The sequence below is a fragment of the Limibacillus sp. genome, from assembly GCA_037379885.1.
GTDB lineage: Bacteria > Pseudomonadota > Alphaproteobacteria > Kiloniellales > CECT-8803 > JARRJC01.
Window position 1 is genome coordinate 41,371 of the sequence record JARRJC010000005.1, and the last position, 24,068, is coordinate 65,438.

Genomic DNA, 24,068 nt, shown 5'->3' on the forward strand with positions numbered 1-24,068 from the left:
CCCACGGCCGGTGCTTCCTTGGCCCTGCTTCCTTCGGCTTCCTCAAAGAAGCCATTCTGGAAGCGGGGCCATTTTTTAATCAGAGGTTCCGCGCCTTGGGATCCAGGGCGTCCTGAAGACCGTCGCCCAGGAAGTTGAAGGCGATCACCGTCAGGAAGATCAGCAGACCTGGCCAGACCGCGAGTTGGGGGGCGGAGTAGATCAGGTCCTGCGCGCCGGTCAGCATGTTGCCCCAGGAGGGCAGGGGCGGCTGAATGCCGAGCCCCAGGAAACTCAGAACGCTTTCAAGCAGGATGATGTTGCCGACCGAAAGCGTGGTCGCCACCAGGATCGGCGAGGCGCAGTTGGGCAGGATATGACGGCTCATGATCCGCCAGGGCGACGCGCCCAACGCCTCGGCGGCGCGCACGAACTCCCGCTGCTTCAGGCTGAGCGCCGCGCCGCGCACCAGCCGGGCGACGGTGGTCCAGCCGACCAGCACGATGATCACCACGATGCGCAGCACGTCGCTGCCGCCGCCCGCCGGCAGTCCCAGCTTTCCGGGATCGATCGCGGCGAAGACGATCAGCAGCGGCAGGATCGGTAGCGCGATGACGCCATCGGTCAGGCGCATCAGAAAGGAGTCGGTCCAGCCGCCCCGATACCCGGCGAAGATGCCGATCAGACTGCCGAGCGCCATGGCGCCAACCGCCGCGGCCAGGCCGACCAGAAGCGAGACCTGTCCGCCATAGAGCAGGCGCAGCAGCAGATCGCGCCCCAGTTCGTCGGTGCCGAGCGGATGCTTGGCCGAGGGGCCGGAGGAGCGGTTGAAAAGGTCAACGTCGTCCGGCCCGAAGCCCAGCCAACCCTCCACGAGCGGCGCCCCGGATACGGCGGCGGCCAGCAGCAGCAGGAAGATCAACGAGCCGACCGCCAGGCGGTGCCGCAGGAAGCGGCGCAGCAGCAGGCGGCGGGTGGAAAGCCCCGGCTCCAGCGCGGCCTGGGCCTCGGCGGCTAGGTGAAAGTCGCTCATGGCCAGGTCCGCATCATCGGTAGGTGATCCTCGGGTCGAGCCAGGCGTAGGCCAGATCGGCCAGCAGGTTGGCGATGAGGGTGACGGCGGCGGCGAACAGCAGCCCGGCCAGCGCCAGATTGTAGTCCGATCCCATGATCGCGTCGTAGATGGTCTTGCCCATGCCGAGCCAGCCGAAGATGGTCTCGGTGATCAGGGCGCCGGAGAAGAGCGTGCCGAAATTGAGCGCCACGACCGTCACCACCGGGATCATGGCGTTGCGCAGCACGTGCCCCAGAAGGATGCGGCGCTCGGAAAGCCCCTTCGCGGCGGCCGTTCGCACGTAGTCCTGCCGCGCCGCCTCTGCCACCGAGGCGCGGGTGAAGCGGAGAAAGCCGCCCACGCTGGCGAGCGTCAGGGCCATGACCGGCAGGACCAGATAGCGCGCCCGCGCCCACCAGGGATCGCCGCTGTCGCCCATGCCGCTGGCGGGGAGCCAGCCGAGCGTGACGGCGAACAGGAGAATCAGCAGGATCGCGAGCCAGAAGGGCGGCACGGAGATGCCGGCGAAGGCGAAGAGGTTGACCAACCCGTCGAAGAGACCGTGCCGCCGGGCCGCCGCGATGATCCCGAGCGGCAGGGCGATGGCGAGCGCCAGCGCCAGCGAGAGCCCCATCAGCAGCACCGAGTTCCACAGGCGCGGGCCCATCAGTTCCAGCACCGGCTGGGAGAAGAGCCGCGAGTAGCCGAAGTCGCCGTTGAGCGCCTGACCGAGCCAGGCGAGATAGCGCTCGTGGATGGGCCGCTCCAACCCCAGGAGGGCTTTCAGCCGCTGGGCGTCTTCGGTGGTGAGGTCGGGGTCGGCGTTGATCATCAGGTCGATCGGATCGCCCGGCATCAACCCGATCAGGCCGTAGATGCAAAAGGACAGCAAAAGCAGCACGAAGATGATCTCCGCGGTTCGCCGCAGCAGGTATCCCGCCATGCCTCTCCTTCCACCCTTACACCAGCCCGAAGGCGCGCCGCCCGGCAGCCTGCCGGCAGGCCCCGGCACCCTGCCGACCGGCAAGGACGGTAGCGCCGTGCGCAGACTTGTAAAAGGGTTGGCTTTCGATACGGGACTGCCGGCCGCCTTGACGGCGGCGGACCCAACCGTTCGAATGACCTTCTCCCGATGGCGCTTCCCGCCGGGGCCTCGACCCCGGGTGCGCGACTCTTTTCAAGGAACCGAGCCGAAGCATGCAGACAGTCGCTCTCGCCGTCCTGCCGGTCTTTCTGTTGATTTTCCTTGGCAGTCTCGTCGCCAGGCGCGCGCCCTTTGACGCCACCTTCTGGAACGGCGTGGAGCGGCTCACTTACTTCGTGCTCTTCCCGGCGTTGCTCATCAGTTCCCTGGCGAAGAGCGACCTCGATCTCGGCGAAGTCTTGCCGATGGTGGCCGCCATCGACGCCGCTATCCTGACCATGGTCCCCATCACCTTGTTGCTGAAGCGCTTCTTGGGCATGAGCGGCCCGGAGTTCGGCTCCTTCCTGCAAGGAGCGATCCGGATGAACACCTACATCGGCTTCGCCGTCTCCTTCGCGCTCTATGGGTCGGACGGTCTCGCCAAGGCCGCGGTGGCGGTGATCGCCATCGTGCCGCTGGTCAATGTGCTCTGCGTCACGGCGCTGGTCCGCTTCGGCGACCGGGGCGACGGCAAGCAGCCCCGCGTGCTGCGGGAGCTGGCGCGCAATCCCCTGATCCTCGGCTGTCTCATCGGCCTTCTGTTGAACGTGAGCGGCATCGGCCTGCCGCCGGTCCTGGGTCCCATGCTGGAGATACTGGGCCGCGCGGCCCTGGCCTTGGGTCTCCTGGCCGTGGGCGCGGCCCTGGACCTTGAGGCCGCGCGCAGGGGCGGGGCGCTTCTGGGCGTCAGTTCGCTGCTGAAACTGGCCGTCATGCCGCTGCTGACCGCCGCCAGTTGCGCGCTGCTGGGTGTGGAGGGGCCGGCTCTGGGCGTGGCGCTGCTCTACAACGGCTTGCCGACGGCCACCTCGGCCTACATCCTGTCCCGGCAACTCGGGGGCGACTATCGCCTGATGGCCGCGATCACCACCGGCCAGACGGCGCTGTCGATGCTGACCATCCCCCTGGTCCTCGGTTGGCTTGCCTGAGGGCCGTGCTGGAGAGCTTTGCTGGAGAAGGGAATCGCGACGCCATGACTGCGCCTCTTGAGGGTTTGAGAGTTTTCGACCTGACGCGGGTCCTGGCCGGACCGACCTGCACGCAGCTTCTGGCCGACCTGGGCGCCGAGGTCATCAAGATCGAGCGGCCCGGCGAGGGCGACGACACCCGCAAGTGGGGGCCGCCCTACGTCAAGGACGCGGAGGGCCGGGACAGCGACCTCTCCGCCTACTTCCTCTCCTCGAACCGCAACAAGCTCTCGGTGACCCTCGACATCGCCCAGCCGGAAGGACAGGACCTGGCGCGAAAGCTGATCGCTCAATGCGACATCCTGGTGGAGAACTTCAAGACCGGCGGGCTTAAGAAGTACGGCCTGGACTACGAGGCGGTGAAGGCCGTGCGCCCCGATATCCTCTATTGCTCGATCACCGGTTTCGGCCAGACCGGCCCCTATGCGCCGCGCGCCGGGTACGATTATCTGGCCCAGGGCATGGGCGGCATCATGAGCCTGACGGGCGAGCCCGAGGGCGAGCCGATCAAGGTCGGCATCGGCATCGCCGACATCGTCTGCGGCCTCTACGCCTCCAACGCCATACTGGCGGCGCTGCGCCACCGCGACCGCAGCGGAGAGGGACAGTACATCGACCTCAGCCTCCTGGATTCGCAGGTTGCCTGGCTGACCTACGAGGCGACCAACTACCTGACCTCAGGCGAGGTGCCCAAGCGCCAAGGCAGCGAGCACCCCAACATCGTGCCCTACCGCGTCATGCCCGCCTCGGACGGTTACTTCATTCTCGCTGCTGGCAACGACGGTCAGTTCAAACGCTTCTGCGATTTCGCGGGCTGTTCGGAACTGGCGGGCGATCCACGGTTTTCGACCAACAGCGCGCGCCTGGCCAACCGCCGTGCGCTCTACGATCTGCTGTTCGAGATCACGAAGTCCAAGACCCAGAGCGAATGGGTCGAGGGGTTGAGTGCTGTGAACGTGCCCTGCGGCCCGGTCAACAACCTGGCGCAAGTCTTCGAGGACCCGCAGGTCATCGCGCGCGGCATGAAGATCGACATGGCGCTGCCGGACGCGAAGGGCGGCAAGGTATCGCTGGTCAACAACCCCATCCGCTTTTCTAGAACGCCGGTGCGCCTGGACAGCCCGCCGCCGCACCTGGGCCAGCACAGCGAGCAGGTCCTGAGGGAGCTTCTGAATCTCTCGCCGGAGGCGCTGGCGGCCTTGCGCGACAAGGGGGTCGTCTAGGCCGGAGGCCGCCTTTTCTTGCGCGACTCGCCCTTCGGTGCCATAAACCCGCTTCGACATGTGTGCCAAGGCAGCCTCACTCGACACATCGCGCTATCCGCATCGTCATCTTCTCGGCATCGCCGGACTGACAGCGGAAGAGATCACGTTTCTTCTGGACCTCTCGGACTCCTACGTCGACATCAACCGGCGGGAGATGAAGAAGCTCGACCTGCTCGAAGGCCGCACGGTCATCAATCTCTTCTTCGAATCCTCGACGCGCACCCGGACCTCCTTCGAGCTGGCGGGCAAGCGGCTGGGCGCGGACGTCATCAACATGTCGGTTTCGACCTCCTCGATCAAAAAGGGCGAGACGCTGATCGACACCGCCATGACGCTGAACGCCATGCACCCGGACGTGCTGGTGGTGCGCCACTCGGACTCCGGCGCGGTCAGCCTGCTTTCGGAGAAGGTGAACTGCGCGGTCATCAACGCAGGCGACGGCAGCCACGAGCACCCGACCCAGGGGCTCCTGGACGCGCTCACCATCCGGCGGCGGCTGGGCCGCATCTCCGGCCTGACGGTCGCGATCTGCGGCGACATCCTGCACAGCCGCGTGGCGCGCTCGAACATTCACCTCTTGAGCGCGCTGGGCGCGCGGGTTCGGCTCATCGCGCCGCCGACCCTGATGCCGAGCCAGGTGGAGCGCATGGGGGTCGAGGCCTTCACCAACATGCGCGAAGGGCTGGACGGGGTGGACATCGTGATGATGCTGCGGCTCCAGACCGAGCGCATGCAGGGGTCCTACGTCCCGTCGATCCGGGAATACTTCCGCTTCTTCGGGCTGGATCAGGAGAAGCTGGCGCTCGCCAAGCCGGACGCGCTGGTGATGCACCCGGGCCCCATGAACCGGGGCGTGGAGATCGATAGCGAACTGGCCGACGACCTGGACCGCTCCCTGATCCGCGATCAGGTCGAGATGGGCGTGGCCGTGCGCATGGCCTGCCTCGACCTGCTGACCCGCAGCCTTCGGGGCGGCCACGAAGCGGCTGGGGAGGGGACGTCATGAGCGCCGCCAACGGAGTGCGCCGCGCCTTCGTCAACGCCCGGCTGGTCGATCCCGCCAGCGGCCTGGACGCGCCGGGCGCGCTGTTGACCGAGGGGGGCGTGATCCTCGACCTCGGCCCGCAGCTTTTCCAGGACGGCCTGCCGGATGACGCCGAGATCATCGACTGCGGCGGCGCGGTGCTCGCGCCCGGCCTCGTCGACATGCGCGTGCAGGTGGGAGAGCCGGGCCAGGAGCATAAGGAGACGATTCACAGCGCGGGGCTCGCCGCCGCCGCCGGGGGCGTCACCTCCATGGTCGCGCTGCCCAACACCGAGCCGGTGGTGGACGACGTCTCGGGTCTGGAGTTCGTGGCGCGCCGGGCGCGCGAGGAAAAGCTCGCCAAGGTCTTCAGCTACGCCGCGCTGACGCGCCGCCTCGAGGGCAAGGAGATCACCGAGATCGGTCTGCTCGACGAGTACGGCGCGCTCGGCTTCACCGACGGCGTAAAGGCGGTGGGCGACCCTGGCGTGATGCGCCGCGCGCTCGCCTACGCCGGGGCCTTCGACCAGTTGATCATCCAGCACCCGGCTGAACCCACGCTGACCGGGTCCGGCGTGATGAACAGCGGCGAGCTGGCGACGCGCCTCGGCCTTTCGGGGCTGCATCCTCTCACCGAGGTGATGATGATCGAGCGGGACCTCCGCCTCGTCGAGATGACCAAGGGGCGCTATCACGTGGCCCATGTCTCCTGCGCCGCCTCGCTGGAGGTGATCCGCGCGGCCAAGGCCAAGGGGCTCGCGGTAACCTGCGACACGGCCCCGCACTACTTCATGCTGAACGAGACCACGGTTGGCGACTACCGCACCTTCGCCAAGGTCTCCCCGCCCTTGCGCAGCGAGGAGGACCGCGCCGCCATCGTGGAGGGGCTGGCCGACGGCACCATCGACGCCATCGCGAGCGACCACTGCCCGCAGGATCAGGACTCCAAGCGTCTGCCCTTCGCGGCGGCCGAGTTCGGCATCGTCGGGCTGGAGACGCTGCTGCCGCTGTCCTTGAGCCTGGTGCATGGCGGCAAGCTGGAGCTGCCCCGCCTGCTCGCTCTGCTGACCCAGGGACCGGCGGACCTCTTGAAGCTGGGCGCCGGGCGTCTGGCGCGCGGCCTGCCCGCCGATCTGGTGCTGATCGACCTGGAGAGCCCCTGGCAGATCGACACCCTGGCCTTCCGCAGCAAATCCAAGAACTCGCCCTTCGACGGCTTCCCGGTTCAGGGCCGGGTCTTGCGCACCGTGGTCGACGGACGCACCATCTACCAAGCTGGCCCCAAAACCGGCTGAGGCGGGGTGACCTCCTCGCGGCAGGCAAGGAGACCCGAAAGCCATGCCCGATCCGATATCCTGGGAATATGCCTGGCCCTACCTGCTGGCCGCGCTTCTGGGCGGCTATCTTTTCGGATCGCTGCCCTTTGGCCTGATCCTGACGCGGCTGGCCGGCCTCGGCGACCTCCGCAAGATGGGCTCGGGCAACATCGGGGCCACCAACGTGCTGCGGACCGGGCGCAAGGATCTGGCCGCCCTGACGCTGCTTCTCGACGCAGGCAAGGGCGCCATCGCGGCGTTGATCGCCAAGCATTGGGGGCCCGACGCCATGCTTGTGGCGGGCGCCGCCGCCGTTCTCGGCCATAACTTTCCGGTCTGGCTGGGGTTCAGGGGCGGCAAGGGCGTCTCCACGACGCTGGGCACCCTGATCGCGGTCGCTTGGCCCGTGGGGCTCGCGGCCTGCGCCACCTGGCTGCTGGTGGCGGCGGTCTTCCGCATCTCCTCGCTGGCCGCCCTGCTCGCGCTGGCCGCCAGTCCGCTCTTCGCCTGGCTCTACTATGGCGATCTGCAACTGGTGCAGTTCACCGGCTTTCTGGCCCTGCTGGCTTGGATTCGCCACCACGCCAACATCCGCCGGATGCTGAAGGGCGAAGAGCCGAGGATCGGCAGAAAACGGGAATAGTGCCCACCCGAAATCGCAAAACGATTAATTCGCGCGTTATCATGCTCTTAATGATTGACCGGACGCCGCTGACCCGTTGAAATTCGGCGCCATGTCAGGGGCGCGCACTTTCACCGACCAGGAACGGCTCGACTGGCTGCGGCTCATCCGCAGCGAGAACGTCGGCCCGATCACCTTTCGGGACCTGCTCTCGGCCTATGGCAGCGCCGGCGCCGCGCTCGATGCGTTACCCGAACTCTCGCGCCGGGGTGGCCGCAGCAAGCCGCTGCGCATCTTCCAGAAGTCGGCGGCGGAGAAGGAGTTCGCCGCGCTTGCGAAGCTGCATGGCCGCTTGCTTTGCCGGGGCGAGCGCGACTACCCGCGCGCCCTGGCTGCGATCGACGATGCGCCGCCGGTCCTGGCGGCCATCGGGCATGTGAGCCTGCTGGCCCGGCCCACGGTCGCCGTGGTGGGCGCGCGCAACGCCTCCCTGGCGGGCAAGCGTCTGGCGCGCGACTTCGCCGCGGCGCTGGCCGAGGCCGGGTTCCTCGTCGCCTCCGGCCTCGCGCGGGGCATCGACGCGGCGGTTCACCAAGGCGCGCTCGGCGGCGGCACGGTGGCTGTGCTCGCGGGGGGCATCGACCAGATCTACCCCGAGGAGAACCGGACCCTGCATGAGGAGATCGCCAACGCGGGACTGCTTCTGGCCGAACAGCCGCTCGGGACCCAGCCGCAGGCGCGTCACTTCCCGCGCCGCAACCGCATTGTTTCCGGTCTTTCGCTGGGCGTTCTGGTGGTGGAGGCGGCGCTGCGCTCCGGCTCGCTGATCACCGCGCGCTTCGCCGCCGAGCAGGGCAGGGAGGTCTTCGCCGTGCCCGGTTCGCCCGCCGACCCCAGGGCGCGCGGCGGCAACGACCTGATCAAGAAGGGCGCGCTTCTGGTGGAGAGCGCGGAGGAGATAATCGCCGCCCTGGGCCCCATGACGGAGCCGCCGCTGGCCGAGCCGGAGAACCGTGATTTCTCTCCCGCACCCCTGGCCAATCCGAGCGAGGAACAGCTCCAGGAAGCCCGCTCGTCCCTGCTGTCTCTCCTGTCTCCCGCAGCCGTCGCGGTTGACGAACTGGTCCGCGAGTGCCAATTCTCTGCGGCGGTCGTCAACACCGTGCTGTTGGAACTGGAGCTCGCCGGGCGCATAGAACGCCACCCTGGAAACAAGGTATCGCTCCTGACCTGACGTGTTGACGTGTGACCAGGTTCACTGCGGGTTCGGGCGCGCTACTGTCCCTTCTATCCGCCCGCCGGAAGACTTGAGTCCAAAAGACCAAAGCGACGTCAGGGAGTTCATGAGTCAAGCGCGCCAGATCGTCATCGTCGAGTCGCCCGCCAAGGCGAAAACCATCAACAAGTACCTGGGCAAGGACTTTGAGGTGGTCGCCAGCTATGGCCATGTCCGCGACCTGCCGCCCAAGGACGGATCGGTGGACCCGGACAACGACTTCGCCATGATCTGGGACGTCGATGGCCGCGGCGACAAGCGGCTTAAGGAGATCGCCCAGTTGGTGCGCGGGGCCGATAAGCTCTATCTCGCCACTGACCCCGACAGGGAGGGCGAGGCCATTTCCTGGCACATTGCCCAGGAGTTGAACCGCCGCCGCGCCCTGAAGGACGTTGACGTCCAGCGGGTCGTCTTCCACGAGATCACCAAGAAGGCGGTGCAGGAGGCCTTCGAGCATCCCCGCGAGCTGAACCAGGAACTGATCGACGCCTATCTCGCCCGGCGCGCGCTCGACTACCTCGTGGGGTTCACGCTCTCTCCGATCCTTTGGCGCAAGCTGCCCGGCAGCAAGTCCGCAGGCCGCGTGCAGTCCGTCGCGCTGCGTCTGATCTGCGAGCGGGAGGCCGAGATCGAGGTCTTCAAGCCGCAGGAATACTGGTCCATCGAGGCCGAACTCTCCAGCGGCGAGGGCGAGGCCTTCCAGGCCCGGCTCAGCCAGCTCGGCGGCGAGAAGATCGACCGCCTGGACATCAAGACCAAGGAGGCCGCGGACCGCGCGCTGAAGATCCTGAAGGAGTCTTCCTCGATCCGCGTGTCGAGCCTCGACGAGAAGCTGGTGCGGCGCAATCCGCAGCCGCCCTTCACCACCTCGACCCTGCAGCAGGAAGCCTCGCGCAAACTGGGTTTCGGCGCCTCCAAGACCATGCGCACGGCGCAGAAGCTGTACGAGGGCGTGGAGTTGGGCGGCGAGACGGTCGGTCTCATCACCTACATGCGTACCGACGGCGTCCAGCTTTCCCAGGAGGCCATCGACGGCGCGCGGCGCCTGCTGGAGAGCGAGTACGGCAGCGCCTACCTGCCCAAGTCGCCGCGCATCTACAAGAGCAAGCAGAAGAACGCGCAGGAAGCCCACGAGGCCGTGCGCCCCACCGACCTGGCGCGCCGGCCCAACGCCATGCGCGCCTATCTGGACGCCGACGAGATGAAGCTCTACGAGCTGATCTGGAAGCGCACCCTGGCCAGCCAGATGGAATCGGCCCGCATGAACCAGACCTCCGTCGATCTGTCGGTCGACGGGGGTGCGGCCACACTGCGCGCCAGCGGTTCGGTGGTGCTCTTCGACGGCTTCCTGAAGCTCTATGAGGAAGGGCGGGACGATTCCGGCGACGAGGAGTCCTCGCGCCGTCTGCCGCGTCTGCACGAGGGCGAGAACTGCGGCCTGAAGGACGCCAAGGCCGAACAGCACTTCACCCAGCCGCCGCCGCGCTATTCCGAGGCCAGCCTCATCAAGCGTCTGGAAGAACTGGGGATCGGCCGCCCCTCGACCTACACCTCCATCCTGCAGGTGCTTCAGGACCGTGACTACGTGCGTCTGGACAAGCGCCGCTTCTTTCCCGAGGACCGGGGACGGCTGGTGACGGCCTTCCTTTCTTCCTTCTTCGAGCGCTACGTGGAGTACGACTTCACCGCCCAGCTCGAAGAGCAGCTCGACGACATCTCCGGCGGGCGCATCGACTGGAAAGCGGTGCTGCGCCAGTTCTGGGACGCTTTTTCGGCCGCCATCGCCGACACCAAGGACCTCAAGATTTCCGACGTGATCGACGCGCTGGACGAGGACCTAGGCCCGCACTTCTTCCCCCAGGACCCGGAGAACCCGGAGAAGGACCCGCGCCTTTGCCCCTCCTGCGGGGCCGGGCGGCTCGGTCTGCGGCTCGGCAAGACCGGGGGCTTCATCGGCTGTTCCAACTATCCGGAGTGCCGCTACACCCGCCCGCTGGGCGTGCCCGGCAATGGCGACGGCGACGCCGGTCAGGCGGGTGAGCTTCCGCGCACCCTCGGCCAGGACCCGGAGACGGGCAAGGACGTGAGCCTGCGCAAGGGCCCCTACGGCATCTACGTCCAGTTGGGCGAGCCGGAGGGCAAGGAGAAGCCAAAGCGCGCATCGCTGCCAAAGGGCATGGACCCGGGCGACGTCGATCTGGAGCGCGCGCTGAAGCTCTTGTCGCTGCCGCGAGAGATCGGGCCCCATCCGGACAGTGGCGAGCCGGTCGAAGCAGGGATCGGGCGCTATGGCCCCTACATCCGCTACCAGGGCCGCTATGTGAACATTCCCGCGGACGAAGACGTGCTGACCATCGGCCTCAACCGCGCGGTGACGCTGCTGGCCGAAGCGCCGAAGAAGGGCGGGGCGGAACCCCTGCGCCGCCTGGGCGAGCATCCGGACGGCGGCGAGATCACCTTGAACAAGGGCCGCTATGGCCCCTATGTGAAGCACAAGCGGACCTTCGCCAGCCTGCCCAAGGGCGCGGAGGTCGATGACGTAACTCTTGAGCAGGCGCTCGAGCTGATCGCCCAGAAAAAGGGCGGCAAGAAGGCCGGGGCCAAGAAGGCCGGGGCCAAGAAGGGCGAAAAAGCCGGCAAGGGCTGATCCCCGACCTTCTCGTTTTTTGGAAAGCCGAAAGTATCGTGGCAAAGAAGCCTCAAGGCGGCGCCCGCTTCCCCTCGAAGGAAGAGGTGCGCCGCTTCATCGTTGAAAGCCCCACGCCCGTGGGCAAGCGCGAGGTCGCGCGCGCCTTCAAGATCAAGGGCGAGGACCGCCAGCAGCTGAAAGCGCTGATCCGCGAGCTGCGCGAGGAAGGCGCGCTCGCCCGGGACGGCGGCAAGCGTCTGACCGCCGCCGATGGGCTGCCCGAGATCACCGTGATCGTGGCGACCGGCACCGATCCAGACGGCGAGCAGCTCGCAGCACCCCACCGTTGGCAGGGCGAGGGCGCGGCGCCGAAGATCTTCGTCGTGCCCGACAAGCGCCGCCCGGCCTCCCTGGACCGGGGCGAGCGGGCGCTGGCGCGTCTCACGCGGTTGGAGGAGGGCGTCTACGAAGCCCGCATCATCCGGGTCATCGGCAAGGAACGGATTGAACAGATCCTCGGCATCTACGACCCGAGCATGGAGGGCGGGCGCCTGCACCCGACCGACCGCCGGGCCAAGGGGGACTATATCCTGCGCCCCGACGACGCGGGCGGCGCGCAGAAGGGCGAGCTGGTGCTCTGCCAGATCAAGAAGCGCGGCAAGCCCATGGGCGCCCAGGAGGTTCGCGTCATCGAGCGGATCGGCGACGCCACCGGCCCCAACGCCGTCAGCATGATCGCCATCCACGAACACGAGATACCGGTCGATTTCCCAGAAGCCGCCGTGCAGGAGGCCGAAGCCGCCGAGGCGGTGTCGCCCGAGGGCCGGACCGACCTCCGCAAGGTGCCGCTGGTCACCATCGACGGCGCGGACGCGCGCGACTTCGACGACGCAGTCTGGGCGGAGGCCGACGACAACCCGAAGAACCCGGGCGGCTGGCATCTGCTGATCGCCATCGCCGATGTGGCGCACTACGTGAAAAGCGGCGGCGTCCTGGACAAAACGGCGGAGGAGCGCGGCAACTCGGTCTACTTCCCCGACCGCGTGGTGCCCATGCTGCCGGAGGCGCTTTCCAACGGCTGGTGTTCCCTGCGCCCGAAGGAGGAGCGCGGCTGCCTGGTCTGCGAAATCTGGATCGACGCCGAAGGAACGCCAGTGAAGCACCGCTTCCTGCGCGCCATCATGCGCTCGGCCGCGCGCCTGACCTACGAGCAGGTTCAAGAGGCCATGGACGGGCGTCCCGACGAGACGACCGGGCCGCTCTTGGAGCCGATCCTGAAGCCGCTCTACGGGGCGTTCGGCGCGCTTTTGAAGGCGCGGCAGGCGCGTGGCACGCTCGACCTCGACATCCCGGAACGCAAGGTGATCCTCGACGATGCGGGGCGCGTGAAGGCCATCGCCCGTCGCGAGCGGCTGGACAGTCACCGCCTGATCGAGGAGTTCATGATCACCGCCAACGTGGCCGCTGCCGTCACCTTGGAGGAGCGCAAGCAACCCTGCATGTACCGGGTGCATGAAAGCCCGGACCCCGCGAAGGTCGAAGCGCTGCGCCAGTTCCTGGACTCCATCGACCTGCACCTCGCCAAGGGGCAGGTGATCCGCCCCAAGACCTTCGAGCGCGTGCTGCAACAGGCCGGGCAGACGCCCTACGACCAGATGGTCAACGACTTAGTTCTGCGCTGTCAGAGCCAGGCCTATTACAGCGGTCAGAACCTGGGGCACTTCGGGCTCGCACTGCCACGCTACGCCCACTTCACCTCGCCGATCCGCCGCTATTCGGACCTGCTGGTGCATCGCGCGCTGATCCGTGGGCTGAAGCTGGGTGACGACGGCCTCGGCGCCGATCAGGAACAGCGCTTCGAAGCGATCGGTGAACATATCTCCGGCACTGAGCGCCGCGCCGCCGCCGCCGAGCGTCAGTCCGTCGACCGCTTCACGGCTGCCTTCCTGGCGGAGCGGGTGGGCGACATCTTCCCGGGCCGCATCAACGGCGTTACCCGCTTCGGGCTCTTCATCACCTTGAGCGAGAGCGGGGCCGACGGTCTCGTTCCCATCTCAAGCCTGCCAAGCGATTTCTACGACCATGTGGAAGAGCAGCACGCGCTGATCGGCCGCAGGTGGGGACGGCGCTTCCGCCTGGGCGAGGACGTTGCGGTTCGCCTGCTGGAAGTGAACCCGGTTTCCGGCGGCATCGTCATGGAGCTGCTGGAGGGCGAAGCCAGGGAGCCCGAACCGCAGGCGCCGGGGGAGGCCCGCGAACCGCTGGGCGGCCCGCGCCGCGCCAAACCCTCGGCAGGAGGTGGTCCCGGTGGGGGGCGTCCCGGTGGGGGCCGACCGGGTGGTGGCCGTCCCGCAGGGCGCGGGAAAGGCCGGGGCCGGACGAAGGTCAAGGGCAAGGTCGGGCATGGCAAGAAGCCAACTGGCAAAAAAGGCCGCTAATTCACGAGGAAATCACATTTTTTCTCTGGCACGCCCGCCCAAAGCCGCATTAGAGTTTCACCTTGTGTAAAGCATTTCCCGTCTACTCCTGTTTGGGGCCTGAACGGGCGACGTGAGTATGAAAGCGGCAAAGGGGTATCGATGAGCGTTCTGCGGCAGTCCTGGGGCCAAGCTTGGCAGCAGACCTGGCGCGCCGCCATGCCCGCCATAGCCGTGCCCGCTTTCGCTCTTCTGGCGACCGCCTGCGCGGTCGAAAACCCGGAGCACTACGACGTCTACGACCAGGCCGCGGCGACGCGGCTTTTCAGCGCCGGCTTGCAGGATATCGAAGAGATCTACATCGACCAGGTCGAGATGGACGAGCTGTCTCTCGCCGCGCTCAACAATCTCTCCAGTCTCGACAAGCGCCTGAGCGCCGAGCTGCGGGGCCGTCAGGTCGCGCTTCTGGTCGATCAGCAGGAAACCGGGCTCTTTGAGGTGCCGGCAGGGGACGATATCCGGGGGTGGGCCTACCTGACGGCCAGCGCCGTGGACAACGGGCGCAGCCACTCGGAAGCGCTGCAGACGGCCAGTTCGGAAGACATCTACGAAGCGGTCTTCGACGGCATGGTGAGTGAGCTCGACCAGTTCTCCCGCTACGCCAGCCGCGACGAGGCGCGCGACAACCAGGCATCCCGCGAGGGCTTCGGCGGCATCGGCGTGCGCATCCGTCTGATGGAGAAGGGCGTCGAAGTCCTTCAGGTGATGGAAGAAACCCCGGCTGAGCGGGCCGGCATGAAGGACGGCGACGTCATAACCCTGATCGAAGGGCAGGACGTGTTGCCGATGGATCAGCGCGAGGTGGTGGACCGCCTGCGCGGGCCGGTCGGCAGCGAGGTGGTGGTGACCGTCCTGCGCGGTTCCCAATCGCCCTTTCCGATCACGGTGACGCGCGGCCATGTCGTGCCGCAAACCGTCAGCTACAAGCGCGAAGGCAACGCGGCCTACATCCGGGTGTCGGGCTTCAACCAGTCCACGACGCGCTCCCTGGAAAAGAAGATCCGCCTGGCCAAGCAGCAGATCGGCTCGAACCTCAGCGGGATCGTGCTCGACCTGCGCGGCAATCCCGGCGGGCTGCTGGACCAGTCGGTCTCGGTCAGCGACCTCTTCCTGGGCGATACCCGCATCGTCTCCACCCATGGCCGCCACCCGAACAGCCACCAGTACTTCGAGGGCAATGACGGCGACATCGCCGAGGGGCTTCCGCTTGTCATCCTGATCAATGGCGGTTCGGCCTCCGCCTCCGAGATTGTCGCCGCCGCGCTTCAGGACGGGCGCCGGGCCGTGGTGATCGGCAGCAACTCCTACGGCAAGGGCTCGGTGCAGACGGTGTTCCGGCTCAACAACGGCGGCGAGATGACCATCACCTGGGCGCGCTTCCACGCCCCTTCGGGCTATGCGCTGGCGCATCGCGGGGTGCAGCCCGACCTCTGCACCAGCGGCGAGGTCACCATGGCCGACCTTCGGCGTGAACTGGCGACGCCGATCCACAAGGTGCGGCTCAATATCGCCGAAAGCGTCGATCAGCCGCCGATCTCCGAAGAGGACGCGGAGACGATCCGGGCGCGCTGCCCCGTGACCGATGAGGAGGCCGAATTGGATCTCGAAGCGGCGCTGCTGCTGATCGAGAATCCCGGCCTCTACGCCGAGGCGTTGGGGCGCACCAGCGGCAATCTCGCCGGGCGCGGCGCGGAGCCCCTGACCACCAGCTCCCTCAACTGAGCATTCCAAGATCATGACGCCGCGTGACGCCGCCGGACTGGTTCTGCTGCGCCATGAGGGCTTGAGGGCGCCGGAAGTCCTGCTGGGCAGGCGCAGCCAGGCGATGGTTTTCATGCCGGGCTACTACGTCTTTCCCGGCGGGCGCGTGGACAGCGGCGAACAGCCGAGCGAGGCCGCCCCTGGCCGCCCCCTGCCGCCGGGCATCGACGAGGCGACCCTGGCGCTTCTTCCCAGGTTGCGCGCGGCGGCTCTGCGCGAACTGGAGGAGGAGACCGGCTTTCGCGTCCCGAGCGCGCAGCAGGGCCATCTGCACCCGCTTGCGCGCGCCATCACGCCGCCGGGCAACCCGCGGCGCTTCGATACGCGCTTCTTCCTGTTGCTGGAACCGCGCCTCGAGGGATCGCCCAGCGGCGACGGCGAACTGGAGGATGTCGGCTGGCTGGCGGTGGACCGGCTGTCGGACCTGCCGGTTGCGAACATCACGGCCCGGGTGCTGCGCGAGGCGCTCGCCTTCCTGGAGAATCCCGAGCATCCCTTCCAGTTGGTGACCGATGCCCGCTCGCTGGGCTGAAAAGCGCGCCGTAAAGCGTTTCGGGCGTTGACAAAGGCGGGACAGCGAGTACATTCCCGGCCTCGGATTACTGACAGCCCGCAAAAGCAGGGCCCCCGCGCAATCGGGAAGGATAGAGATCATGGCCAAGCCACAGACCCAGCTCATCAAGATGGTGAGCACCGCCGACACCGGGTACTTCTACGTGAAGAAGAAGAACACCCGTAACTCGACCGAGAAGTTCGAGTTCAAGAAGTACGACCCGGTCGCGCGCAAGCACGTCGTCTTCAAGGAATCCAAGATGAAGTAAGGCGCTGTCCGGCCGCTTCGGCCGGAGGAGCGACGAATAGAGCCGCCTGGTCCGCCCAGGCGGTTTTTTCTTGTTGGCGGCGCAAAAGAACCCTCAGCGCCCCTCGAAGACGGGTTTGCGCTTCTCCAGAAAGGCGCTGACGCCTTCGCGGTAGTCTTGCGAATCGCAGAGCGCATAGGCGGAGGCCAGTTCCTCGGCGCTGAGCGGTCGTGGCTCCAGGGCGCGTCTCGCCATCTGCTTGTGCTGCCGGGCGGCCAGGGGCGCGCCCGACACGATGCGGGCCACGGCGGCGGCGATCTCCTCCTCGAAGTCGCTGTCCGCGACCACGCGGTTGACCAGCCCCATGCGCAGCGCCTCCTCCGCGCCGAAGACGCGTCCCTCCAACAGGATTTCCAGCGCCGCCGAGCGCCCGACCAACTCGACCAGGGCGACCATGGCGGGGTAGGGCAGGCAGTGGCCGATCTTGTTGATGGGAATGCCGAAGCGCGCCGACTCGTTCGCGATGCGCAGATCGCAGAGCAGCGCCAGTTCCAGCCCGCCGCCCGCGGCCACGCCCTGGATCGCCGCCAGACTGGGTGCTGGAAAGGCGGCGAGCGCCTGCAAGGTCGGCTCGATCGCCTCCGCATAGGCTTCGGCGTCCGCAGCGCTGGCCCGCTTTTCCGGAAACTCCGATATGTCCGCACCGGCGCCGAATGCCTTGCCGCCCGCGCCGCGCAGCACCAGACAGCGCAGATCTTCCTCGCCCGCAAGCGCGCCGATTCCCGCGCCCAGCGCCTGCCAGAGCGCGAGCGACATGGCGTTCAGGCGCTCCGGCCGGTTGAGGGTCAGATAGGCGGCCGCGTCCTTGCGTTCGCTCAGAAGGATGGGGGATTCCAGGTCATTCATCGCCGCCCGACTCCACTTTCTTTGTTGCAATGCAGCAAAAGGCTTGCTCTGGGCCTGCATGATAGGAAAATGAGCCCGGGACGACAAAGCGATTAAGGACAGGATTTTTCATGGACAAGACCTTGAGCGGGGAGTGGGAGAGCGCTGCCTCGAACGAAGACGCCGCCGCCTGCGAAACCGGCATCTGGCCGAGCGGCAAGGGCGTCAAGCGGCTCAACCTGGCGCTCCAGGGGGGCGGCGCGCACGGCGCGTTCACCTGGGGGGTGCTGGACCGCCTGCTGGAAGACGACCGCATCGCCATCGACGCTGTTTCCGGCACCAGCGCCGGTGCGGTCAACGGTGTCGCCATGGCCTCGGGCCTGGCGATCGGCGGGCGGGAGAAGGCGCGCGAGACCCTCGCCAGCGTCTGGAAGCAGATCTCGCTGCTTTCGGTGCTGTCACCGCTGCAACCCTCGCCGCTCGACCGCATGATGGGGCTGGGCAACATGGACTTCGCGCCGGGCTACCGCATCCTGGACATGCTGAGCCGCCTTTGGAGCCCCTACGAGTTCAACACCCTGGACATCAATCCGCTGCGCAGCGTGCTGGACGCGGAAGTCGACTTTGAAGCCGTGCGCCGCTGTTCGGCCATGAAGCTCTTCGTCAGCGCCACCAACGTGAAGCGCGGGCGGATCAAGATCTTCGAGCTGGAGGACATGTCGCTGGAGGCGATCCTCGCCTCCGCCTGCCTGCCCTACCTGCACCGCGCCGTCGAGGTCGAGGGGGAGACCTATTGGGATGGCGGCTTCATGGGCAACCCGGCGATCTATCCGCTGATCTATTCGGGCGGCTCGCCGGACGTCCTGCTGGTCCAGATCAACCCCATCAACATCGAGGAGACCCCGACCTCGGCCCAGGCGATCATCGACCGGCTGAACACCATCACCTTCAACGCCGGTCTGATGAGAGAGATGCGCGCCATCCACTTCGTCAGCGAACTGGTGGACAAGGGATACGATGACGCCGGGCGCTTGCGCCGCATGTACATGCATGTGATCCATGCCGAGGACATCATGCAGAACCTGGGCGTCTCCTCGAAGCTGAACGCCGACTGGCATTTCCTGCACCACCTTTTCGAACTGGGCCGCCAGCGGACCGACGCCTGGCTGGAGGAGCACTTCGCCGCGCTTGGCGAGCGCGACACCGTGGATGTCGAGGAGATGTATCTCTAGGGCGCGGCCCGCTAAAGTGGCAGGTCAGCATTCTGCAGTTTCGAGGAAGGGCCGGCCCAGGTGAGCGTCGCCGAGATTGTTCTGATCATTGCGCTTTTGCTGATGGTGGTGGCGTGCATCCAGCCGCTGGCCCGGCGCAGCGGTCTGCCCTTCACCGTGCTGCTGGCCATGGTCGGGGTCTTGATCGGGTCGCTGGCGCTTTGGATATCCCATGGCGGCGAGTCCGGCGGCATCAAGCAACTTGCCGGGAAGCTGATTGAGATACCGGTATCCTCCGCCACCTTCCTGACGGTCCTGCTGCCGCTGCTGCTGTTCCAGGGGGCCATCACGATCGACGTGCGCCGCCTGGCCCAGGACATCGCGCCGGTGATCCTGCTGGCGGTTCTCGCCGTGCTCATAACCTTTCTGTCCATCGGGGGCGCGCTCTATCTGGTGGCGCCCATGCCGCTGGTCGTCTGCCTCCTGCTGGGCGCCATCGTCGCCACGACGGATCCCAGCGCGGTCATCGCGCTTTTCAGGGACCTGGGCGCGCCCGCCCGGCTGACGCGGCTGGTCGAGGGGGAGAGCCTGCTGAACGATGCCACCGCGATCGCCGTCTTCAGCGCGCTTCTCGCGGTCATCGTGACGGGGCAGGAGCCGGACGTGCCCCTGATCGCCGCCGATCTGCTCTGGGGTCTGGCGGGCGGCGCCGCGGCAGGCATGGTGGCGGGCCTATTGGCCGCCAATGGCTTGGCCGCTCTGCGGTCCTATCGGGCGGCGCAGCTTACCATCGCGGTCGCTCTTCCCTATGCGGTCTACGTGATCTGCAACGACTACCTGGAGGTTTCGGGCGTCGTTGCGGTGGTCACCAGCGGGCTGGTCTTGAGCGCCGTCGCCCGCTCGCGCTTTCAGCCAGAGACCTTCCAGTTCTTCCAGTTGACGCTCGACCAGCTCGCTTTCTGGGCCACCTCCCTGGTCTTCGTGCTGGCCGCGCTCCTGGTGCCGAGGCTTCTCGCCGACTTCGAGGTCACCGACCTGCTCTATCTGCTTGTCGCCGTCATGGCGGCCCTGGCGGCGCGGGCCTTCGTGCTCTTCGCGGTCTTTCCGCTGCTGGCTCTTGCGCGCTTGACCCGTGAGGTGGGGCCGGCGACCAAGTCGGTGATCATCTGGGGCGGCCTCCGGGGTTCCGTCACGCTGGCGCTGGCCCTGGCCGTGACCGAGAACATCTTTGTCGATCCCGAGATCCAGCGCTTCATCGCCATTCAGGCGACCGGTTTCGTGCTTTTCACCCTGCTGGTTCAAGGCACGACACTCAGCCCCTTGATGCGCTGGCTCGGGCTGGATCAGTTGCCGCCGGTCGAACGGGCCTTCCGCTCCCAGGTCCTGACCTCCTCCCTGACCGCGGTGCGCTCCTCTCTCCGCAGTTTCGCCGGGCGCTATGAGTTGGATGAAGACCTGGTGGATCAGGCGGTGCAGCCCTATAGCAACCGCCTGAAGAAGGTCGCCGAGGACACCTCCTTCACCGAGGGGGTCTCCGACAAGGAGCGCTTGGTGGTCGGCATCATCGCGCTTGCAAATCAGGAAAAGGCGCTTCTGATGGAGCAGCGCTTCAGCGGCGGCCTGCCCCACAGCCTCGTGGACCGCTACCAGCTCGCCGTGGAGGGCATGATCGACGCCGCCCGGGAAGACGGCCGCCTCGGATACCTGCGCGCGGCCCGGCGCCCACATCGGCACAGCCGTTGGTTCCGCTTGCTGAGCTGGATGCACTACCGCCTGAACCTGCAACGGCCCTTGGCGTCGCACCTCGCCCAGCGTTTCCAGTATCTGCTGCTGAACCGGATCATCCTGCGCGAGCTGACGGTCTTCCTGGAGTTCCGTCTGGCCAATCTGGTCGGCGAGCGGCTGGCCGAGATTCTGATCGAGATCCTGGAGCTGCGTCTCTCGGAGGTGGAGCGGCATCTGGAGGCACTTCGCCTTCAGTACCCGCGCTTCGCACGCGACTTGGACTTCAAGGTTCTGGAGCGCTACGCCTTCCGCGAGGAGATGGAGCAGATCCAACAGCTGCGTGACTCCGGCATCATCAGCGAGGACCTGTCTCGCACACTGGTGACGGAGGCGGTGGCGGTCCACGTGCGCTCGGGCCCGCTGCCGCCCGTGGACCTGAAGGCCACCACCCCGGAACTGCTGGAAGCCTTCCCGGTCTTTGCCGGCCTGACGGAGGCGCAGCGCTCCAAGATTGCCCGCAAGCTGAGGACCCGCGTCTTCGCCGTGGGCGCCTTCGTGTTCCGGCGCGGCGACCCTGGCGATGGCATGTACTTCATCGCGAGCGGTGCGGTGGAGGTGCGTCTGGAAGGCGAGGCGCTGCGCCTCGGGCGCGGGGACTTCTTCGGGGAGATGGCCCTGCTGGACGACGCGCCGCGCAGCGCCGACCTGCGGTCGATCAGCTATTCGCATCTCCTGTTCCTCTCGGCGGGCGACTTTGAAGTCTTTTGCCGCGAGTGGCCGGATCTGCGCCGGCGCATGGAGGAGGTGGCGGAAAGCCGCCGCGCCTACGCCCGGGAAAAGGCCGCCAAGAAGTGAGCGCTCAAAAGAAAAGCGCGCCGGTTTCAGACCGGCGCGCTTTTTCGGTTACCCGTTAGCGGTTTACGGCTTAGGGATAGCCCACGATCTGGCCTTCGCCGCCCATGGGGAAATCGCCGAGGTTCAGAACCTGGCTGCCGCCGGCACCGCAGCTGTCTATGAAGACATTGCCCCTTGTGCCGCTACGGCCCTTGAAGGTCACGCAGTTGCCGCTGTTGGTGACGATGCGCGCGCCTTCGACCCTGAACTCCTGGCCCCGGTAGGCATCGCACATGTCGACGACCAGCTTGTAGCCGCCGCCGATGGCGTCGACTTCCTGGAGGCAGTTGCCGTTGGCGTTGCGGATCTTGCCGCCGGAGAAGCTCCACTGCTGGCCGACGTCCAGCGACTCTTCCTCCGTGTAAGCGCAGGAGTGGGCCGAGACCCGCTCAAGCGACGGATGCCCGCCGACGATTGGCTTGGATGTGAGGCAGTACGCGCCGTCGGGACGCAGCTCGATTGCGCCGGCCTCTCCGCTGAAGGACAGCAGCAGCGCCGCCAGCGCCAAGCCGCCCAGTTTGGTAATCATGCCCATGGTTCTTCTTCCCCTCTCCAAATCAAAGACGTCAATTCGTCCCCTTTGGAGCGAAAGCCTACCCGAAAGAAAAGAATCTTTCTACTTAATGCGACAAATAGCTAAGCCGTGATTTCTGCCCTCAGGGGTCAGGGCCGCAGTCCTGCTTTTGCGATGGCCTGACGCAGTGACCGTGCCGCCTGGCGCGGGTCGGGCGCCCCCGCAATCGCGGAGACCACGGCGACACCCGCGGCGCCGCATCCGGTGAGTTCAGTCAGGCGTTCCTGCTGGATGCCGCCGATGGCCACGCAGGGCAGTCCGGCGCTTGCACGGACTTCGTCCGCGACTTGCTTCAATCCGGCCGGGCCGATGGCGTCGCCCGCATCGCTCTTGGTGCCGGTTGCGTAGACCGGGCCGATCCCCACGTAGTCGCAGGGCGAAAGGTCGCTCGCCGCCAATTCGCCGAGACTGCCGACCGAAAGGCCCAGGATCGCCTCGGGGCCCAGGTTCGCGCGGGCCTTGGCGGGGCTGATGTCGTCCTGGCCGAGGTGGAGTCCATCGGCTTCGGCTTCCAGGGCCACATCGAGATTGTCGTTGATGATCAGGGGCACGCCGCTGGGCGCGAGCAGGGCGCGCACCTCCCGCGCGCGGCGCAGGAAGTCGGCATGAGGCAGGGACTTCTCGCGCAACTGAACCAGCGTGACGCCGCCTTCCACCGCTGCCCGTAGCACCTCGCCCAAGGGACGCCCGGCGCAGTCGGCTTCGCCGATCACCAGATAGAGGCGTGGGTCGAAGATGGTCTTGGGTCCGGTCATCCGATGCGCGCGGCTTCTTCGACCTGGCTCTCTTCCATGCGGTAGAGCGCGTCGATCAGCGCGGTGCGGAAGCTGCCCGGTCCTTGCGAGCGCTCGGCCGCCATCTCGCCCGCGATCCCCATGATCACCAGCCCATGGACGGTCGCTTCCAGGGGATCGTCCGAGACCGCCAGGCAGGCGCCGACCAGGGCGGAGAGGGTGCAGCCGATGGCCGTGACCCGGGCCATGAACTCATGCCCGTTGGCGACCGCCACCAGATCGTGTCCGTTGGTGACGTAATCGACGGCGCCGGTGACCGCGACCACCGCGCCGCTCTTGCGCGCCAATGTCTGGGCGGCATCCAGCGCGTCGAAGGATTCAAGGGTGCTGTCCACGCCCTGGCCGCCTGCCGCGCTGCTCGCCCCCAGTGCCGCTATCTCCGAGGCGTTGCCGCGGATCACCGTCGGCTGCAGGCGGGTCAGGCGTTTTGCGACCTCCAGGCGGTAGGGCGTCGCGTTGACCCCCACGGGGTCGAGAACCCAGGGAACGCCCGCTTCCACCGCCGCCTTGGCGGCGGCCAGCATGGACTCGACCCAGACCTTGTCGAGCGTGCCGATGTTGATCACGAGAGCGCCTGCAACCCCGGCGATCTCCTCGACCTCCTCGGCGGCGTGGGCCATGACCGGGGAGGCGCCCACGGCCAGCAGCGCGTTGGCGTTGATGTCCATGGCGACATAGTTGGTGATGCAGTGAACCAGGGGCCGCCCGGCCCGCAGATGGGACAGGGTGCGCCAGACCGCTTCGCCGGCCTGGCGGTCCGTGGATTCGAGGATTTCTTCCTGGTCGCTCATAGCTCGTGAGAGTGGCGCTCGCCTCTTGTCTTGTAAAGTGTCCTTCAAGAAGGCTGTTCAGGCGTTGCGGGCAGGGCTGCGAGTCGATATTGATTGGCGACCATCGGGTGCGGCGGACCGGCCGTCCCGAACGGCAGGCGAAAGAGGAAAGGGCGCGTTTTCATGAAGCACATCCACCCCACGGCCCGCACGACCGCACGCGTGCTAATGGAGATCGAGGCTGTGCTGTTCCGCCCGCAGGAGCCCTTTACCTTCACCTCCGGGCGCAAGAGCCCGGTCTACGTGGACTGCCGCAAGATCATCTCCTATCCCCGCGCCCGCGCCCGCCTGATGGACATGCTGGTCGAGCGGATCCAGGACGAAGCCGGCTTCGAGTGCTTCGACGCCGTGGCCGGCGGCGAGACCGCCGGCATTCCCTTCGCGGCCTGGATCGCCGAGCGCATGGGGCTGCCGATGCTCTACGTCCGCAAGAAGGCCAAGGGCTTTGGCCGAAACGCCCAGATCGAGGGCGACTTCAAGGACGGCGACCGGGTGTTGCTGATCGAGGACCTGGCGACCGACGGCGGCTCGAAGCTGGCTTTCGTGGACGCTTTGCGCGCAGCGGGCGCCGTCTGCGCGCACACCGCCGTCGTCTTCCACTACGGCATCTTCCCGGATGGCCTCAAGAAGCTCACGGATGCGGGGGTTTCTCTGCATGCGCTCTGTACCTGGTGGGATGCACTGGCGGTGGCAGAGGAACAGGACTATCTCTCTCAGGAGGGCATAAACTCCGTGCGGACCTTCCTCTCTGATCCCGAGGGCTGGTCGCGCCAGCACGGCGGAGAAGAGAAGGACGCATAG

20 protein-coding genes are annotated in these 24,068 nt (G+C 67.0%); 14 read left to right on the forward strand and 6 right to left on the reverse strand.

Annotated elements, in window-relative coordinates; all coding sequences use genetic code 11:
- Window positions 1-79 precede the first annotated feature (79 nt).
- Together P8X75_03060 and P8X75_03065 are read right to left on the reverse strand one after the other, a co-directional pair.
- A complete protein-coding gene (locus P8X75_03060) occupies window positions 80-1,012 on the reverse strand; it encodes an ABC transporter permease (protein ID MEJ1994179.1) in 933 nt (310 codons plus the stop codon).
- 13 nt (window positions 1,013-1,025) lie between these two features.
- Window positions 1,026-1,976: an ABC transporter permease gene (locus P8X75_03065; GenBank protein ID MEJ1994180.1), complete on the reverse strand. Its 951-nt coding sequence runs from the start codon at window positions 1,974-1,976 to the stop codon at window positions 1,026-1,028.
- Between the two features lie 254 nt (window positions 1,977-2,230).
- Here P8X75_03065 and P8X75_03070 point away from each other — a divergent pair, with 254 nt between their 5' ends.
- The 11 genes from P8X75_03070 to rpmG all read left to right on the forward strand — a co-directional run bounded on the left by P8X75_03070 (window position 2,231) and on the right by rpmG (window position 16,375).
- Entirely contained in the window at window positions 2,231-3,145 is a 915-nt protein-coding gene (locus P8X75_03070; GenBank protein MEJ1994181.1) for an AEC family transporter, read from the forward strand.
- Window positions 3,146-3,189: 44 nt separating this feature from the next.
- Window positions 3,190-4,407: a CaiB/BaiF CoA-transferase family protein gene (locus P8X75_03075; GenBank protein MEJ1994182.1), complete on the forward strand. Its 1,218-nt coding sequence runs from the start codon at window positions 3,190-3,192 to the stop codon at window positions 4,405-4,407.
- 58 nt (window positions 4,408-4,465) lie between these two features.
- Entirely contained in the window at window positions 4,466-5,455 is a 990-nt protein-coding gene (locus P8X75_03080) for an aspartate carbamoyltransferase catalytic subunit (GenBank protein MEJ1994183.1), read from the forward strand.
- Window positions 5,452-6,768 (forward strand): dihydroorotase, encoded by a 1,317-nt coding sequence (pyrC, locus tag P8X75_03085; GenBank protein ID MEJ1994184.1) that lies wholly within the window; start codon window positions 5,452-5,454, stop codon window positions 6,766-6,768. The genes P8X75_03080 and pyrC overlap by 4 nt, the downstream gene beginning before the upstream one ends.
- A 43-nt stretch (window positions 6,769-6,811) precedes the next feature.
- Window positions 6,812-7,432: a glycerol-3-phosphate 1-O-acyltransferase PlsY gene (gene plsY, locus P8X75_03090; GenBank protein MEJ1994185.1), complete on the forward strand. Its 621-nt coding sequence runs from the start codon at window positions 6,812-6,814 to the stop codon at window positions 7,430-7,432.
- Between the two features lie 91 nt (window positions 7,433-7,523).
- Window positions 7,524-8,645: a DNA-processing protein DprA gene (dprA, locus tag P8X75_03095; GenBank protein ID MEJ1994186.1), complete on the forward strand. Its 1,122-nt coding sequence runs from the start codon at window positions 7,524-7,526 to the stop codon at window positions 8,643-8,645.
- A 109-nt stretch (window positions 8,646-8,754) separates the two neighbouring features.
- Complete coding sequence (gene topA, locus P8X75_03100) at window positions 8,755-11,334, forward strand: type I DNA topoisomerase (protein MEJ1994187.1); 2,580 nt, start codon at window positions 8,755-8,757, stop codon at window positions 11,332-11,334.
- Window positions 11,335-11,372: 38 nt separating this feature from the next.
- Window positions 11,373-13,754, forward strand: coding sequence for a ribonuclease R (gene rnr, locus P8X75_03105; protein MEJ1994188.1), 2,382 nt, complete (start codon window positions 11,373-11,375; stop codon window positions 13,752-13,754).
- 141 nt (window positions 13,755-13,895) lie between these two features.
- Window positions 13,896-15,515: a S41 family peptidase gene (locus P8X75_03110; protein MEJ1994189.1), complete on the forward strand. Its 1,620-nt coding sequence runs from the start codon at window positions 13,896-13,898 to the stop codon at window positions 15,513-15,515.
- A 13-nt stretch (window positions 15,516-15,528) separates the two neighbouring features.
- Window positions 15,529-16,086 carry an NUDIX hydrolase gene (locus tag P8X75_03115; protein MEJ1994190.1) on the forward strand — a complete coding sequence of 186 codons (558 nt, stop codon included), beginning with the start codon at window positions 15,529-15,531 and terminating at the stop codon, window positions 16,084-16,086.
- Window positions 16,087-16,207: 121 nt separating this feature from the next.
- On the forward strand, window positions 16,208-16,375 hold the full coding sequence (gene rpmG / locus P8X75_03120; protein ID MEJ1994191.1) for a 50S ribosomal protein L33: 168 nt from the start codon (window positions 16,208-16,210) through the stop codon (window positions 16,373-16,375).
- Window positions 16,376-16,468: 93 nt separating this feature from the next.
- Here rpmG and P8X75_03125 read toward each other — a convergent pair whose 3' ends face one another.
- Window positions 16,469-17,260, reverse strand: a complete 792-nt coding sequence (locus P8X75_03125; GenBank protein MEJ1994192.1) for an enoyl-CoA hydratase-related protein — start codon at window positions 17,258-17,260, stop codon at window positions 16,469-16,471.
- Window positions 17,261-17,370: 110 nt separating this feature from the next.
- Between P8X75_03125 and P8X75_03130 the strand changes: the two genes are divergently transcribed.
- Together P8X75_03130 and P8X75_03135 are read left to right on the forward strand one after the other, a co-directional pair.
- Window positions 17,371-18,471, forward strand: coding sequence for a patatin-like phospholipase family protein (locus tag P8X75_03130; GenBank protein MEJ1994193.1), 1,101 nt, complete (start codon window positions 17,371-17,373; stop codon window positions 18,469-18,471).
- 60 nt (window positions 18,472-18,531) lie between these two features.
- Complete coding sequence (locus P8X75_03135) at window positions 18,532-21,030, forward strand: cation:proton antiporter (protein MEJ1994194.1); 2,499 nt, start codon at window positions 18,532-18,534, stop codon at window positions 21,028-21,030.
- Between the two features lie 70 nt (window positions 21,031-21,100).
- On the opposite strand, the gene P8X75_03140 is transcribed toward P8X75_03135, so the two are convergent.
- The 3 genes from P8X75_03140 to thiM all read right to left on the reverse strand — a co-directional run bounded on the left by P8X75_03140 (window position 21,101) and on the right by thiM (window position 23,228).
- Window positions 21,101-21,598 (reverse strand): ricin-type beta-trefoil lectin domain protein, encoded by a 498-nt coding sequence (locus tag P8X75_03140; GenBank protein MEJ1994195.1) that lies wholly within the window; start codon window positions 21,596-21,598, stop codon window positions 21,101-21,103.
- A 134-nt stretch (window positions 21,599-21,732) separates the two neighbouring features.
- On the reverse strand, window positions 21,733-22,398 hold the full coding sequence (thiE, locus tag P8X75_03145; GenBank protein ID MEJ1994196.1) for a thiamine phosphate synthase: 666 nt from the start codon (window positions 22,396-22,398) through the stop codon (window positions 21,733-21,735).
- Window positions 22,395-23,228 carry a hydroxyethylthiazole kinase gene (gene thiM, locus P8X75_03150; GenBank protein MEJ1994197.1) on the reverse strand — a complete coding sequence of 278 codons (834 nt, stop codon included), beginning with the start codon at window positions 23,226-23,228 and terminating at the stop codon, window positions 22,395-22,397. Before thiM ends, thiE begins: the two co-directional genes overlap by 4 nt.
- 162 nt (window positions 23,229-23,390) lie before the next feature.
- On the opposite strand from thiM, the gene P8X75_03155 reads away from it, so the two are divergent.
- Complete coding sequence (locus tag P8X75_03155) at window positions 23,391-24,068, forward strand: orotate phosphoribosyltransferase (protein MEJ1994198.1); 678 nt, start codon at window positions 23,391-23,393, stop codon at window positions 24,066-24,068.